General features: G+C 36.6%; 16 protein-coding genes. 1 reads left to right on the top strand and 15 read right to left on the bottom strand.

Translation table 11 applies throughout. From position 1 onward, the window contains the following. Positions 1–265: 265 nt before the first annotated feature. From WMO28_RS02830 to WMO28_RS02765, 14 genes are all read right to left on the bottom strand, one after another. The gene (locus tag WMO28_RS02830) at positions 266–1408 is read right to left on the bottom strand and encodes a PIN domain-containing protein (protein ID WP_118003824.1); all 1143 of its coding nucleotides are present in this window, start codon (positions 1406–1408) and stop codon (positions 266–268) included. Between the two features lie 12 nt (positions 1409–1420). After that, positions 1421–2122: a hypothetical protein gene (locus tag WMO28_RS02825; protein ID WP_118003823.1), complete on the bottom strand. Its 702-nt coding sequence runs from the start codon at positions 2120–2122 to the stop codon at positions 1421–1423. Positions 2123–2139: 17 nt separating this feature from the next. Continuing rightward, positions 2140–3057, bottom strand: a complete 918-nt coding sequence (locus tag WMO28_RS02820) for a BsuBI/PstI family type II restriction endonuclease (protein WP_118003822.1) — start codon at positions 3055–3057, stop codon at positions 2140–2142. Beyond that, the gene (locus WMO28_RS02815) at positions 3050–4534 is read right to left on the bottom strand and encodes an Eco57I restriction-modification methylase domain-containing protein (RefSeq protein ID WP_118003821.1); all 1485 of its coding nucleotides are present in this window, start codon (positions 4532–4534) and stop codon (positions 3050–3052) included. Before WMO28_RS02815 ends, WMO28_RS02820 begins: the two co-directional genes overlap by 8 nt. A 25-nt stretch (positions 4535–4559) precedes the next feature. Then, the gene (locus tag WMO28_RS02810) at positions 4560–5546 is read right to left on the bottom strand and encodes a reverse transcriptase family protein (protein WP_118003820.1); all 987 of its coding nucleotides are present in this window, start codon (positions 5544–5546) and stop codon (positions 4560–4562) included. Then, positions 5539–5838, bottom strand: a complete 300-nt coding sequence (locus WMO28_RS02805; protein ID WP_055260948.1) for a helix-turn-helix domain-containing protein — start codon at positions 5836–5838, stop codon at positions 5539–5541. Before WMO28_RS02805 ends, WMO28_RS02810 begins: the two co-directional genes overlap by 8 nt. Before the next feature lie 563 nt (positions 5839–6401). Then, positions 6402–6776, bottom strand: coding sequence for a TnpV protein (locus tag WMO28_RS02800; protein ID WP_349055990.1), 375 nt, complete (start codon positions 6774–6776; stop codon positions 6402–6404). Positions 6777–6780: 4 nt separating this feature from the next. Continuing rightward, positions 6781–8196, bottom strand: a complete 1416-nt coding sequence (locus tag WMO28_RS02795) for a plasmid recombination protein (RefSeq protein ID WP_349055989.1) — start codon at positions 8194–8196, stop codon at positions 6781–6783. Positions 8197–8438: 242 nt separating this feature from the next. After that, entirely contained in the window at positions 8439–8666 is a 228-nt protein-coding gene (locus WMO28_RS02790; RefSeq protein ID WP_035124999.1) for a DUF5348 domain-containing protein, read from the bottom strand. Positions 8667–8783: 117 nt separating this feature from the next. Continuing rightward, the gene (locus WMO28_RS02785) at positions 8784–10121 is read right to left on the bottom strand and encodes a VapE domain-containing protein (protein ID WP_195566048.1); all 1338 of its coding nucleotides are present in this window, start codon (positions 10119–10121) and stop codon (positions 8784–8786) included. After that, the gene (locus WMO28_RS02780; protein ID WP_195565944.1) at positions 10066–10740 is read right to left on the bottom strand and encodes a CHC2 zinc finger domain-containing protein; all 675 of its coding nucleotides are present in this window, start codon (positions 10738–10740) and stop codon (positions 10066–10068) included. The genes WMO28_RS02785 and WMO28_RS02780 overlap by 56 nt, the downstream gene beginning before the upstream one ends. Positions 10741–10927: 187 nt before the next feature. Beyond that, a complete protein-coding gene (locus tag WMO28_RS02775) occupies positions 10928–11098 on the bottom strand; it encodes a hypothetical protein (RefSeq protein WP_009243121.1) in 171 nt (56 codons plus the stop codon). A 19-nt stretch (positions 11099–11117) separates the two neighbouring features. Continuing rightward, a complete protein-coding gene (locus tag WMO28_RS02770) occupies positions 11118–12170 on the bottom strand; it encodes a tyrosine-type recombinase/integrase (RefSeq protein WP_195565942.1) in 1053 nt (350 codons plus the stop codon). 13 nt (positions 12171–12183) lie between these two features. Next, entirely contained in the window at positions 12184–12375 is a 192-nt protein-coding gene (locus WMO28_RS02765; protein WP_072446991.1) for a helix-turn-helix domain-containing protein, read from the bottom strand. Positions 12376–12587: 212 nt separating this feature from the next. Here WMO28_RS02765 and WMO28_RS02760 point away from each other — a divergent pair, with 212 nt between their 5' ends. Next, positions 12588–13121 carry a helix-turn-helix domain-containing protein gene (locus WMO28_RS02760; protein WP_349055988.1) on the top strand — a complete coding sequence of 178 codons (534 nt, stop codon included), beginning with the start codon at positions 12588–12590 and terminating at the stop codon, positions 13119–13121. A gap of 512 nt (positions 13122–13633) precedes the next feature. Here the strand turns inward: WMO28_RS02760 and tuf are convergent. Further along, on the bottom strand, positions 13634–14827 hold the full coding sequence (gene tuf / locus WMO28_RS02755) for an elongation factor Tu (RefSeq protein ID WP_008705156.1): 1194 nt from the start codon (positions 14825–14827) through the stop codon (positions 13634–13636). Between the last annotated feature and the right edge of the window lie 79 nt (positions 14828–14906).

The following is a 14906-nucleotide window of genomic DNA, read 5'->3' as shown; positions in this document are numbered from 1 at the left end:
AACCCCGGAAACCTTACGGTTCCGGGGTATCTTACGTTTGGACACAATGTACCTTGCGGTACTCTATATTTATATTAAGATGTTATGCTAAAATTACTCGATGATTGTAGCAACACGTCCTGATCCTACAGTACGTCCACCTTCACGATATCAGACCGGTGTATTGCAGTGTGCAAATAGTGATTTTTCGTGTGATTGGTGGGGAAAAATCCGGATTTTCCGTTGTGTCCGTATGGTTTTGGGGGATTTTGTTATCATGGTGTTATCATGACATCTTCGCCATCTGCTTAAGTCCTTCTAGCTCACGCAATTTTCCTTCGTAAATTTCTTCTAATTCCTGTCTTTTCACTTTTGTATTATCATATTGCGTCTGAATGTTCTCAGGTAATTCAATACCTTGGTTTTGATATTTGTTTTCAATATCTCCCATGATTTTTCTTCTTCTATCAATTCTGTTTTGAATTTTATCCAAAGTTTCTTCTGTCCTTGCAATTTTTTCCGATAAAGAAATTGTTTTGACATTTCTATTAGCTCTTCTATTTCTTTTATTAGCCTTTTCCAGTCCAATTACTTCTTCAACTGCACTTTTATCAATTAAATTATTGTTCATTTTATTATAAGTGCTAATAAAACTATGCATAGAATACATATGAAATTCCTGTTGAGTTTCCGTCACGAACTCTTTTCTCAACTCAATTCTTGGTCCTATAGTTTTTCCTTTTACAATGTTCCACCAATCTTCTTTCTGATCATGAGTAACATATATAATTCCCCTTGATGTAGCTTTTGCATATTTAATAATCTGTTTCCATATTATCAAATCACCATATGCATTATTATCATCTTCTTTATCCTTTTTCTTTTTATCATCCTTGTATCCGGGTGGTATTGATTTTTCATACCTCTTTTTTCCTTCTTCTTTGATTGCCATCAATTCATCATCCGAAATTTTTTCTCCCACTCGTCCTTCAAATATTGTTAATATCTTGTTCAAAATCTCATCTTGTTCTGCACTTAAAACCAACAAGTTTCTATCTTTATTACTATCCAACCACTTAAACAAATATCTTTTCAATTCAGAAACTTCTTCATCACTCTGTGTCAACCTCAATGTTTCAATGGCTTTACTTGTAAATGCATCTATTTCTTTTTTAAATTGCTCATACCTTTGAACAGTTTCATATATTACCTCACATCTTTTGTTCATATATTCGTAAGCAACCTGATATGGAATCCAAATTCTATCCTTGAAACTTTCAAATGCATCCAACAAAGAATTTCTTGTTTTTGCTGAATATCTATACAAATTCAGCAATACATTTGTATCAAATACAAATATTGCATTTTCCCATAAATTATGTTTTTCATAATCGGATGGTTCTATAAATTCTTTTATCGCATTTCTCATACATATCCCTCTTTAGTATATTGCCAATAATTCTAATCCTAAATAATCTTCTTCAACATCAATGCATTCAAATTCTTCTTTTTTTTCAGACGCTATTTCTTTTCTTAATGCCCTGTTTAAGCCTAAGAAATCCTTATATATATCAAATACTGGCAAAGGTTTATCTTTAAAATATTTTCGTGATTCTAATCTTGCTATTATTGTAACTTCTTTTCCTTCAAAATCTTCTAAATCATTATATTCAACCATCAAATTTTCTGGTAATGCTTTTCCTATTCCAAGCCAATAATCGCACTCGCTTCCCAACTCACAAAAAATAGGAATACGCATTTTAGAGTTTTCAAAAACCTGATTAATCATCTTTCTTTCCTCTTGATCTTTGCAATCAATACCTGCCATTACATATGTTTTATATTCATTAATCAACTGAATCATATCAAATTGTTCTGGAACGTAAATTTCTCCTGTAACTTTAATAATCGATGAAATTCTAACTTCTTTAATCGATAAATCTGGAGTTTCCCCCACAAAATCAATATAATCTTCTCTATCTTGCAATAATTTTTCAAATTCAGCGCACTCTAACAGATATGTAGCTACTTTATTTTCTTCACTATCATTCTCTTTTATATCAATCTCGACATTTTTCCCTCTAATCAAAGTTGAATACTGATCTATTTTTTTCTTATTAAAATATATTAAATTTCCAAACATTTTTCCACCTCCGTACTTTATCTTGGTCCCATAAATTTGTCACCATTCAAATGTATCATATGCTCTGGCATTTCAGCTATCCATACTTCTGTATCCCAGGCCAATTCCTCCGAAAACTTTTTGTAAGTTTTAAAATCCAAAAATGCCGTAACAAATATTTTTCCAGCGGTTACATCTTTTGTCATTTCTGTAATTTCCAGAATACGTTTTGGATCCATTGGACCTACTGAAGTCACTGACTCAATAAAATAAATCCAATTTTTGTCTTCCCTGTACAATACGACATCCGGCATTTTATCATGAAGTGTAATCTCAAAGCCCAATTTCTTCAGTTTATCTATATTTTTCACTAAATCTTTCTCTATCGTATCTCCTACATATAGACACTCTGCATTCTCAGCGAATCTCGGTGCAAACTCCTCTATAATTGCTTTCTGTAGTTCATTATGTTTCCCCGGCGAAAACTTAAAATCATCCCCATTTATTTTCACAGGCATCATCTTCATTTCCTTTTTCGATGCATAAATGTCAACTAGTCTTTCATGGTACATCATATATCTCGATGATATTTCGTTCCAGCCAACGCTTTGATAGTGTTTCAACAATTCCACTGTTTCATTAGTTAAGCGATAACGATAATTTGGACTATTCGTTGCTTTCCCATTATCTTCTACTAATGCTGCTGTTCTAAATCTGTGTAATGCTTGCTTTCTAAATGTTTCTCTACTATTTTCTGCGTAAGTGCTTCCATAATTTGAATTTGTAAACTGAATAATATCATGAATTCTAATCCACTCATTTGTTGCATTTCTCCATGACATATCTGGTTTTATTCCAGCCATCGCTAATAAAACATAACAACATATATCTGCCTGCTGTGCTTTTGGCATTCCTACAAATTTCAATATTTCGCGTGCTTCTTCAATCTTATCCACAGTACCCCTCCAATATCATATTACAATTTTTTTCTGACATATCTTTGCTTTTCATTATTTTCCTTCCCATTTCCTGAATAATATTAATATCAGGAACTGGCATTGCATTAATTTCAGTTGAATTAACCTGCGTTGAACCATTCAAAATCCGGTAATATTCATCATAAATTGTTGAATTAAACAGCACATACAAACCATACACCAGGCACTCAGACATATTTGTAAGTAGCCCATCAATAAAATTAATCTTATTTTGTGTACTTATCTTTGAATACTGTGGGAATTTTTTCGACAAATATACACCACACTGCAATCTTCTCGGTTCTTCCTTAGCTGTGAATCTCTTTACAAACAAATAGTTGTGATTATCCTGCATTAAACCCTTCTGCTCTGTCACAACATATTCATGCTCCTTTTTAATAGGAAACTGGACTACACCATCTTTTATATGTTGTGAATAAAATAAAGGTATCGCCCCCTCTTCTACATCGTCTCGTAAAATATCTCGATTTCTGAAATCAACAGTCAATCCTGTTTTCATTTTTAATCCTATATCCGGAAGCGTTTTATCCCACTGATGCAACTTCTTCAATACTGAAACTTCTTCTTCATTTGTAACCAAATATACATATAATTCTTTTCCAGAAACAACAAGATTATATGGAACTACTAATGTGGTACACTGGTCAAAATCCTTATTTGTATGCGTAGATGTAATAGTAACATTATCTGGCTGCACCTTTGTCTTTTTAACTTTTACTATAATAGTTTCCTGTAAAACATTTTCTTTATCAAATACTTTATTTCTGCTACCAAACAAATGTATATGAATGATCTTTCCTTCTGACAAAAAATATTCTCTGAATCTCTTAAAATAAGCTCCTGATGTCCATGACCTTGGAATTATATAAACCATTTCCCCAGCATCTTTTAGGTTAAATAATCCCATTGACGCAAAAATGAAATACATATTAGGCGCTCCATAACAAACTGACGGCATTGCTGTCGCTTCCGGAGCATCCTTTGATATTTTCATATACGGGGGATTTCCAATCACTATGTCATATTTTTCCGGATTCCAATTTCCACCTAACATATGATTAAAATCGAGATACTGGCTGGTTATATAATTCTCAGTTATAATTTTTATATCTATTTTTTTACTTGAACATTTCTGCATATAAAGAAGATTTTCCTGCAACAATGGTAATACATTCTCATCGTTCTCATAACAGGTTACAATAATCTCTTTAATATCCTCTATTTTATCTAAACGTTCGATCATGGCACATGTTAAAATTCCGGATCCCGCACCAGCATCTAGTAACGTTACTGTAGTCTGCTCCGGTATAACAAATAATCCAGCCATATATCTAGCTGTTTCAATGCTCGTAAAGAACTGTCCGTATTTTTTTCTCTCTTTTTTTGGCATTTCTTCAATATATTGATTAGTTTTCTCCACAATTTGTTCTAACATCAACTTCCACCTATCTATTTTATTTCTAAACCAAAGCTACGTCTTCACGCCTTTGAACTTTTCCCCTTTTTCTCATGTTGCGATAATAACGATTTCTCGCCAACAAGTTTAAATCATCTTTATATTTTTCTACAAATCTATAAATTTCCGGAAATATATCAGGTTCTATTTGTCTGGCAGAAATAAGCAACCCTCTTAGCTTTTCAATCTCAACTATATCCTTATTCTTCAAGCAGGTTTTATACATTTCAATAATCTCATATCTTTTTTGATTTGGAACAAGCAATTTCCCTTTTTTTATTCCTACTCCTGTCACTTTCTTAAATGCATTGTTTTGATAGTAATGATCTTTTTTTGCCTTTGCATGTAAACAATAACTATTCAAAAGTTCTTCAACATCTTTTCTCAACTGTTTTGATATACCAATATTCGATGAAAAAGTCATATCATCCACATACAACGTAAACTCACATTTATATTTTCGTGCAATTTCATATATATTTTCAAACATATCACTATAAGACCAGTATACCACAAGTTGGCTCGTTGGACTTCCTGTAGGTAACGTTCCTCCACACATGACTAGATCTGTCATAATCCAAGCGATATCATCTGCCATTAAAAACTTTTCTTTAAACATACTGTATACATATTTTCTTTTTGCCGAATCATAAAATTGTGAAATATCCATTGTTTTCACATTATAATTTCTACAATGATTTCGGGCATTTGAAATATAACTATGTTTCTTTTTTCCAGATATTACCCACTCAGGTGTTTTTATCCTACTCATTAATTTACAAATTCTTTTTTGAATACTTTTTAATTCTTTTTCCGGGACCATGAAATTTCGAGTTCCAATACCATTAGATTTTGGTTCCGAAAAATGATTATATTTGTATGTATGATTTTGCTTAAAATATTTTTCATCCAGCTTTAGTACTCTAGCCAACTTTCTTCTGTTTCTCATTCTATACAATGGACTAAATTCTATAGGGTATGTTTTACTCATCTTCAAATTCCCCTACCTTTTCCAATATTTTAAGTAATTTCATTCCGGCACGAGCAATTCTTTGTTTTTTATCATTTTTTATTTCTTCACCTTCTAAAGATTCCGCAAATAGCATTAATGTTGATTTTTTCATTTCAAACACTTTCGCATATTTGTCTAAAACCTCCATCGTAGGCTGTTTTTTCCCATTTTCCAATTCTGACACATAGCTCTGTGATAATTCCAGTTTTTTTGCTAATTCTGCTGATTTATATCCATTAAATATTCTTAACAATCTTAATGCTTCACCCATTGTATCCTCTTCCATTTCTGTAAATAAAAAAATAGATTAGTTGGTATTAAGAGTAGTTATCTAATAAATATTCGATAACTGTTTTGCATACATAGATAACAAACTTACCAGCCAATCTAGCAATTGTACTTTTATGTTTCTTACAAAATGCAACAACATTCTCAATACCGGATTTGAAAAACGCTTTAACTTTTCTGCAAAACATATCTTTTGCCTCCTTTCTCATCTTTGTAAACAAAGACGCCATCCAAGAAAGGAATTATGAATAAGGTAGTTTTTCAAATCACTGACTAATCTATCATTAAAGCGTGTTCCATCCACACGCTTAAGACGTAGCAACCTCGTATCACAGTAACACATTTACTTGGCATCACAGTAGATCATCTACTCTTCCTAGACCATTACGACATTGCCCGGGTTTAATTTAAGGTCGTCCAACCTTCCAAGCATTTCTGCTCACATTACATCTTCTGGATGGATATACCTTCGTTAAAGTAGTTTCATTATACCCAACTTCTCATTTTATGTCAAGATATTTTATCGCTATTAGCGATATTTTGTATTTATTTATATAGAAATCCCTTCTCTGCCATTTCTTCCGCAACATTCTTAATATTGTTCATCCTCCGCACCCATTCCATCTGATCCCGCATCTTCAATTCTTCCGTCACTCCCCATTGTTCAGCCATCTGTTCCGCTAACATTTCAATTTTTTCTCTTACTTCTTTATCAACCTGATTCAGATGCTCCGTCAGCTTCCCGGTCAGTACCAGATACTGATACCTTGCACTCCGGTGCTCTTTCAGAAACTTCTTTCGCATTATTCCATATTTCCCATATGTAGGTTCCTCCTCATTGATTTCCAGGTCTGGCAGATAATAATCTCCATGCAATGTGTAGCTCAGTCCGTTCTTTTCATCATAAATCTGTTTCGTCATATTCTTACAACTCCATTCCTCTGTACTTTGCTTTATTCTTCTTAATTTGTGCATTGTGTTCTTCACTTCGTTCTCTTGCCCATTGTATGCGGTCACCTATTTTTTTCGGCATCTGCTCTTTCTGTTTTTTCGCTTCAAGTTCCGCCTGCATCCGGATATCGTCCTGCACCAGTCTTTCTACCATATCTTTCCCCAACATGCGTAAAAGTCGGTTATATCTGTCTGCAATTCCCTGCAGTATTTCTTTCTCACCAGACAATTTCTGATAATCTTTCTGAACTTCTGCCAGTTCCTTTTTTGTTTTTTCATGCTCTTGTTTTTTCTTCTGAAACTTACTTTTCCAACTATCTCTTTCTCTTGTGAGTTCTTTCACCTGTGCAGCCATCGCACCGATTTTATTTTTCATTTCAATGAATAATGGTTTTATTTTCTTATCCCGGTAAGTTACCGCACGTTCCAATGCTGTAGCTTCCGGAAGAAATGTTTTAATCATTCCATACTCTTTTATTTCCTTGCTGACATTATCCATCACCGGTTGCAGGAATTCTCTTCTGTCCTCCAGTTTTTTCAATTCTGTTTCTGCTTTCTTCGCACGTTTTTCCGCTGTTTCTTTATCTTTCTGGAACTGAATTTTTTCTTCTTCCAGCAGCTTAATGTCTGCTCTTGCTTCTGCAACCTGAGAAGTCAGTCCCTTATTCTCTGCTGTCAGATTTTCTTTTTCCTGTTCCAGTTCCTGCACTTCCTTCTTACGCTCTTTCTTCTTAAAATTATAAACATCCAAATGTTCTTCATGTGTACCTTTCTGCTCCCATTCGATTCCATGTTGCTTTGCAATTTCAGCCAGCACTTCTTTCTCATGATTTATCCACTGATTCAGCTCTGTATCATGCTTATTTCCACCTTGAAAACCAAGACTTTTCAATGCCTGTTTCAGTGAAACTCTGGTATCCATTCCTTTTCCCTTCCAGTTGGTCACATAAGGAACAAAGTCAATATGCAGATGAGGAGTAGCTTCGTCTTGATGCAGATAGCAGTTAAATACCCGAAGTGTCGGATTCCGCTTCTGGAACTCTTTCACATATTCGTCCAGTACCTTTACAGCCTGATTTCCTTCTGACGTTCCCACTGCCATATCCTCACGATTTCCTATCTGGAAGATCACTTCATGGAACAGCTTCTCCTGTTTGCCCTGTCGGATTTTTTCATAATAATTTGCAATTTGCCGATCCTTTCTTTTCCCGGCATTGTATCTCTCCACCGCATCATCAAACAGTTCTTTATAGACTTCTTTCAGATTCTCATTCTTATAACAAATGTTCAGTTGTACTCTGTCTGGATTTACATTTTCTGCTACAAAATCCCGTCTGTTATGAGCCAGTGAACCGGCTCCGATCATGCCACTGATTGTTCTTTTCATCATAAATTTTCTCACCTCTTTTCTGTTTGAGTGCCAGATATGGCACATAATTTTTATTTACGCCAGACATGGCGATATTTAAGAAACTTTCGCCGGATACGGCGGTTTTGTTACTTTTGTCAAAAGTAACGCAAAAGCACTTTCGACAGCCGTACCGTCCATCAAAAGTCCCCTTGCGCCCTGCCGGGGGCATAACGTCCGGTGGAGGTCTGCTTTACACCAGCCGAAGCGGATCATAGACCTATTTATCCAGGTATCCTTGCCTGCACATATTCCAGATCTCCACAATAAGGTGTCCCCACCAGATACCATTCTCTTGCCAGATTCATCTCCATTCTGGTCTGTACCCATTCATCACCTACCAGCACTTCCAGTCCTTCTCCACAGTGAAATCCTGTATCAATCCATAAGTCTGATGATAATAATCCATATCTTCCATTACTACTGTTGTATCCTAATCTTCCCTGTTTCATCATTTTCTGCTCCTTTCCAATTTGTAAACGGAATTTGTAAACGGGGCTCAAAAGATTTTAAAAGTTAACTTTTTAAGTTTTTCCTTCAAGTTCCGTTTACATCGTTTACAATAATCTTTACTCAAACGGTATCTCCAACTGTTCCGGTACTTCCATAAAGCCGTCTTTATCTTTCTTCACAGAATCTTCCATCCTTTTCCATGAACGCTGTATTCCATATTCCTTTCCGAACCGATGTGTACCATGTGGTTTCCAGCCTTCAATTGCATTGTTCATAATATTAGCAATCTCTTTACCTTCCCACTGTTTCATTTCTCCGGTTCGATGTAGCGCTTCATCGAACAGAATTCTGGTACATACATACTCGTCATCGTAGTCATCAAGAAATGCCTGTATGATTCCGGCATTGGTATCTTCCGGCATAAATTCTTTTTGCAGACGCTTTGCCTCTTCCTCAATTTCCTTTGTGAATCCTAAGAACACATTTCCCTGTCGATACAGTACCATTGCCTCCGCCCAGGCCTGTTCGATATAAGCTTTGCTCTCTGCTTCATTATCCAGAATATGAACTTCTGCTTTCGACATATCTGTCATCACCGGAGCAAATCGTCTGTTTCCGGTTCTGTCCAGCGGAAGGAAATTCAGATCATTTGAAGTACCACAAAATACACATTGTCGTGGTCTGTCTTCCGGGTGAACTTCATAAGGTACTTTGTAAGTTTCTTTCTGTCTGCTCAAAAACGATTTTATCTGTTCAATATTCTTTGCTGTGATAGTTGCCTTCATTTCTCCCATTTCGATAATCCAGTGATTTTGCAGTTTTCTGTAAATATTTTCATCATCCAGATGATCCAGATTGTCACTGAACCATTCTTCTTTTATCGCCAGATATTTGAAAAACGTAGACTTTCCGGCTCCCTGACTTCCAACCAGGCACAGCATAATGTCATATTTTATTCCCGGTTCATAAATTCTTGAAATCGCTGCCAACATGTGCATTTTCATTACTCCGATTGTGTATTTGCTCTTTTCTGCTCCCATAAAATGCGGAAGCATATTTTCTATTCTTGGAATTCCGTCCCAAACCAGGCTCTCCAGATAATCTCTGATTGGGTGATATTTATTTTCATTGGAAACAATATCTATTCCCGCTTTGATCACACGCTCACTTGTTATTTCATAATGCTCTTCCAGATACATTTTCAGATTGTATTCGTCTGTATCTGTAACCGTAGGACTGTTATTTCTCCGCTCCCATGGCACCTCTTTTACAATGTCCATTCTTCCGGAAAGCTCATTTCGTTTAATCGCTTTTTTCAGTACCGGATCATTTTGAAGTACCGTTACACAGTTTCTGATTGTCTGCTTTGTTCTTCCCTTATCCGTATGCTCCAGCATATTATTGACATCTTCTATTGTAAGCATTTCCTCGTTCACAATATCTTCTAATTCCATCAAGGACTTCTCGCTGATATTCGTTAATTCTTTCTTCAATTTTTTCAACCTCCCTTCTCTTCATTTTGAAAAATTCTACAATTTCTTCTCCTGTTCCAAACATCAGCACGTCCAGATAGTCATTTATCTTTCTTTCATTTGCCAATGCCTCCGTAAATAATTCATGCCACTCTTCTTCTGGTTCTGGTTTGTAAAACTCTTTCCAGAACTGAATCCATTTCAGATATCTGATCAGCACGTCTGTTGCATGTTTCAACCACTGTTCCAGTTTTTCTCTGATCATCACAACTTTCGACTGCTTTTGTTTTAAGATAGCCCTGTTTCGGGGCGTCCTTTCATATTTACTTCTGTTTTCAACTTTAATATCCAGTCCAAAATCTTCTACCAGCTTTTTCGCAGCTTCATACTGTGATATTCCAAATAACCTTGCTGTAAAATCTATTGCATCGCCACCCACTCCACATGCAAAGCAATGATATATTTTATCTGCCTTCATACTTGGATGCCGGTCTTTATGAAACGGACAACATGCCATTCCATTTCTTTTTACTTTAATCCCATAATGCTCCGCAGCCTGTCTGGCTGTCACACATTCTTTTACCTGTTCAAATAATGTCACTTCTACCTCCTGCCCCTCCGAGCAAGTCTCCGATGAACAGATATTCGGGAATTGTTGTATCTTTCAATTCGTGATATACTTAATCTGCCAAGATGGTATATCAGTGAATCTGATTATCAGAGAACTTGCTCAGATATTTTATCTGGGCTTTTTCTTTTTGTCTGTCAGTAGTCATAGCTTTTGCTCCTTACACAAATCTCCTTGTAGGAATAATAATGATTTCAAATTTGCTTCCGTCCTCTAATTCAAGAAGAATCACATAATCTGAATCCCGATCCGGTAAAATGGAACTTATTTTCAGCTTCTTACTGTAGTTAATTGCATCAAATATTTTTCCGACTACTTTCTTTGTTTTCATTTGCTTCTTTTCCTCCGTATTAACGTTTATTGTCCAGCATCTCAGCAACTTTTTTCTGCTGTGACGGGTACAGATGCCCATAAGTGTTCAATGTCATCTGAATGTCTTTGTGCCCCAGCCTTTCCTTGATAATCAGTGGTTCTACGCCCTGGTAGATCAGATATGCCACATGGCTGTGACGGATATCGTGCACTCTGATTGGTTTTACACCAGTCAGTGCTTCATATTTCTTAAGACGTTTCTGCAATGTTCTCGCCACAATCGGGAACAACCGCTGATCTTCCGGAAATCCATAATGCTTCTTTGCATACTCCTGTACCTCTTCCTTAAGAAAATTAGGAATATCAATAGTACGGACCGAATTTTCTGTTTTTGGAGTATCAATCACATCTCTTTTCTTGATCCGGTTATAGGTCTTATTGATATGCAGGAGATTTTCACTCATATCAAAATCCGAAAGACTCAATGCTAGAAGCTCTCCTTCCCTAATTCCTGTCCAGAACAGAATTTCAAATATCAGATAATCTTCACTCCCCGGCTCAATCCCGGCGATAAATCTGTCATATTCTGCTTTCGTCCAGAACTCCAGCTTATTTGCATCCGATTTCCCCATCTTTTTTACTTTCTTACATGGATTTTCCTTCAGATTGTAAATTTTCTGTGCATGATTAAACAGTGCATTTAACTGATTCTGGATCATACGCTCATAAGTCTTGCTGTATCCTTTTTCCTGAATGGCATTCTGCCACTGGATAATCTCTGCTGGTGTAATTTCATTCATTTTTCTTGTTCCAAAATATGGAACAATGTGCTTGTTCATCATGTGCTGCTTATTACGAATTGAATTTTCTTTCAGTTCATTCTTTTTATCTTCAAAATAGACTTGAATAAAACTGTTCATCTCCATTTTCATATCCGCCGCAGTCTTTCTTATGAATTCCTTTTCATAATTCAATGCTTCTTTCTTTGTCTTGAACCCTCTTTTCAGCTTCTGCGTTTTCTTACCTGTCCAGTCAATATAGCGGAAGCTCACATACCAGGTTCCCTGTGTTTTGTCCTTGTAAGCTGACATCTAAAAACCTCCTTCACACTGCTCTCTGAGTGCATCCGTAAAATTTTGTTTCCCAGTAGGGACGTGGAATCTTTCCACGAACTGCCACATATCCTTCCTTTACCAGTTCATCATTGAGCTGTTTCAGAATAGAATAAGCTTTACTGCGTTTCACACCTAATTCTTCCATGACATCATCAACGGTCATCATATAATTAGTTCTCATATCGTCCTCCTTTCCAGTCACTTTTGTGACTCTTTTGTTGTTCTCTTATAATAATTCACTTTTGTGAATTTGTCAATAAACATTTGCGAATTTATTTTTTCCATTCCATACCTATTGCTTGCGTATCGGCAATTTGTTAAATCTCACTCTTTTGTATCATTCACTTTTGTGCTAGAATAGAAGCACAAATATTATTAAGGAGGCAGCACATTATGGTAGGTAAGAAAATCCGGGCATTCCGGGAATTCAGAGGATACAGTCAGATACAATTAGCCGAGCTGTCCGGCATTAACGTAGGAACGATCAGAAAATATGAACTGGGAATCCGGAATCCAAAACCAGATCAGTTAGAAAAGATAGCAACTGCACTGGGATTAAATGTAAGTGTTTTTCTGGATTTTAATATTGAAACAGTCGGAGATGTACTCTCTCTGTTGTTTTCTATTGATGATTCAGTGAACCTCTCACTTGCTGAAACACCTGATCAGAAGGTTGCGCTGACATTCGATAATCCTACAATGCAGGACTTTTTCAGGAAATGGTGTCAATTTAAAAATGTCTATGAAAAGGAAAAAGCTGAAATATTAGCTATTGAAGATAAAGATAAAAGACAAGAAGAACTGGATAAGCTGAATGCTACCCAGGAAGAATGGAAACTGCGCGCTATGGGAACTACGATAGGTTGCCATACTATCATTAAGAAGGGCACTGAAGGCAATGACATCAAGACATATGATCTGACTTAATTTTGTGCATAAGAAAAAGAGCTCACGAAGAGCTCTTTATTTTTGGTGGTCTGGGGGAATTGCTTATCATTCCATGCTACCATTACACCATATCGCCGCAAATACCCAGACCTACTAATAAGATTTCTTTTTTCATAATATCAATTCCTTTCTTGTAAATGCACTTTTCGATGTCATATACTATTCCCGAAATCATAGAACTCAAAAGAATTCCTAATATGGTGGCGATATCTGGAATCGAACCAGAGCCTATTGCTAACTTTGTTATAGTGGTAGTATAGCATTGATTTCAAATTTGTCAATCTGCTTTCAGGATTTTGTTATCATTCTGTTATCACAAACGGTTGTCAGGACTCTCTCCAGGCAACCGTTTTTCTATACTGTTCGTTATTCTTTTCCACTCTTTTGTACATTTCCAGGCAACAGAAAAACCCGTAGAACCGAAGTTCTACGGGTATCTTACGTTTGGACACAACGTTATCTTACGATAACAAATCTATATTCAGATTGTATTACTCGATGATTGTAGCAACACGTCCTGATCCTACAGTACGTCCACCTTCACGGATAGCGAATGTAAGACCCTGGCTCATAGCGATCGGATGAATCAGCTCGATTGTCATCTCGATGTTATCTCCAGGCATGCACATCTCTGTTCCCTCTGGAAGGTTGCAAACACCTGTTACGTCTGTTGTTCTGAAGTAGAACTGCGGACGATAGTTGTTGAAGAATGGTGTATGACGGCCACCCTCATCTTTAGTCAGAACGTAAACCTGAGCTGTGAATTTTGTATGGCATGTAAGTGTTCCCGGTTTAGCAAGAACCTGTCCACGCTCGATCTCGTTTCTCTGAACACCACGAAGAAGTGCTCCGATGTTATCACCAGCCTGAGCCTCATCAAGAAGTTTACGGAACATCTCGATACCAGTTACAACAACTTTACGAGTCTCCTCTTTGATACCAACGATCTCAACCTCATCAGATACGTGAAGAACACCAGCCTCAACTCTACCAGTTGCAACTGTACCACGTCCTGTGATAGAGAATACATCCTCTACAGGCATAACGAACGGTTTATCTGTGTCACGCTGTGGGTCTGGAATGTAGCTGTCAACAGCATCCATAAGCTCCATGATCTTGTCGCCCCACTCACCGTTCGGGTCTTCAAGAGCTTTAAGAGCAGAACCTTTGATTACCGGGATATCATCTCCTGGGAAGTCATACTCGGAAAGAAGTTCACGGATCTCCATCTCTACGAGCTCAAGAAGCTCCTCATCGTCTACCATATCACATTTGTTCATGAATACAACGATGTAAGGAACACCTACCTGACGAGCAAGAAGAACGTGCTCTTTTGTCTGAGCCATAACACCATCTGTAGCTGCTACAACAAGGATAGCACCATCCATCTGAGCTGCACCTGTGATCATGTTCTTAACGTAGTCAGCATGTCCTGGGCAGTCAACATGTGCATAATGTCTCTTCTCTGTCTGATACTCAACGTGAGCTGTAGAAATTGTGATACCACGCTCTCTTTCTTCTGGAGCTTTATCGATATCTTCAAAGTTTTCTACTACGTTTCCAGCAACTCTCTCAGCCAGAACTTTTGTGATTGCAGCTGTTAAAGTTGTTTTACCATGGTCAACGTGTCCAATGGTACCAATGTTACAATGCGGTTTTGTTCTCTCAAACTTAGCCTTTGCCATTTTAAAATGTCCTCCTTAAAAAACTTGACTCTGTAATCAGAGCATTTTTTCAGATTTAAACTTGCTAACCTTGATTATA

It is taken from the genome of Blautia aquisgranensis, from assembly GCF_040096615.1.
Lineage (GTDB): Bacteria > Bacillota > Clostridia > Lachnospirales > Lachnospiraceae > Blautia_A > Blautia_A aquisgranensis.
Note: the sequence above shows the minus strand (reverse complement) of the source record. Positions and strands in the feature narration are given on the sequence as shown.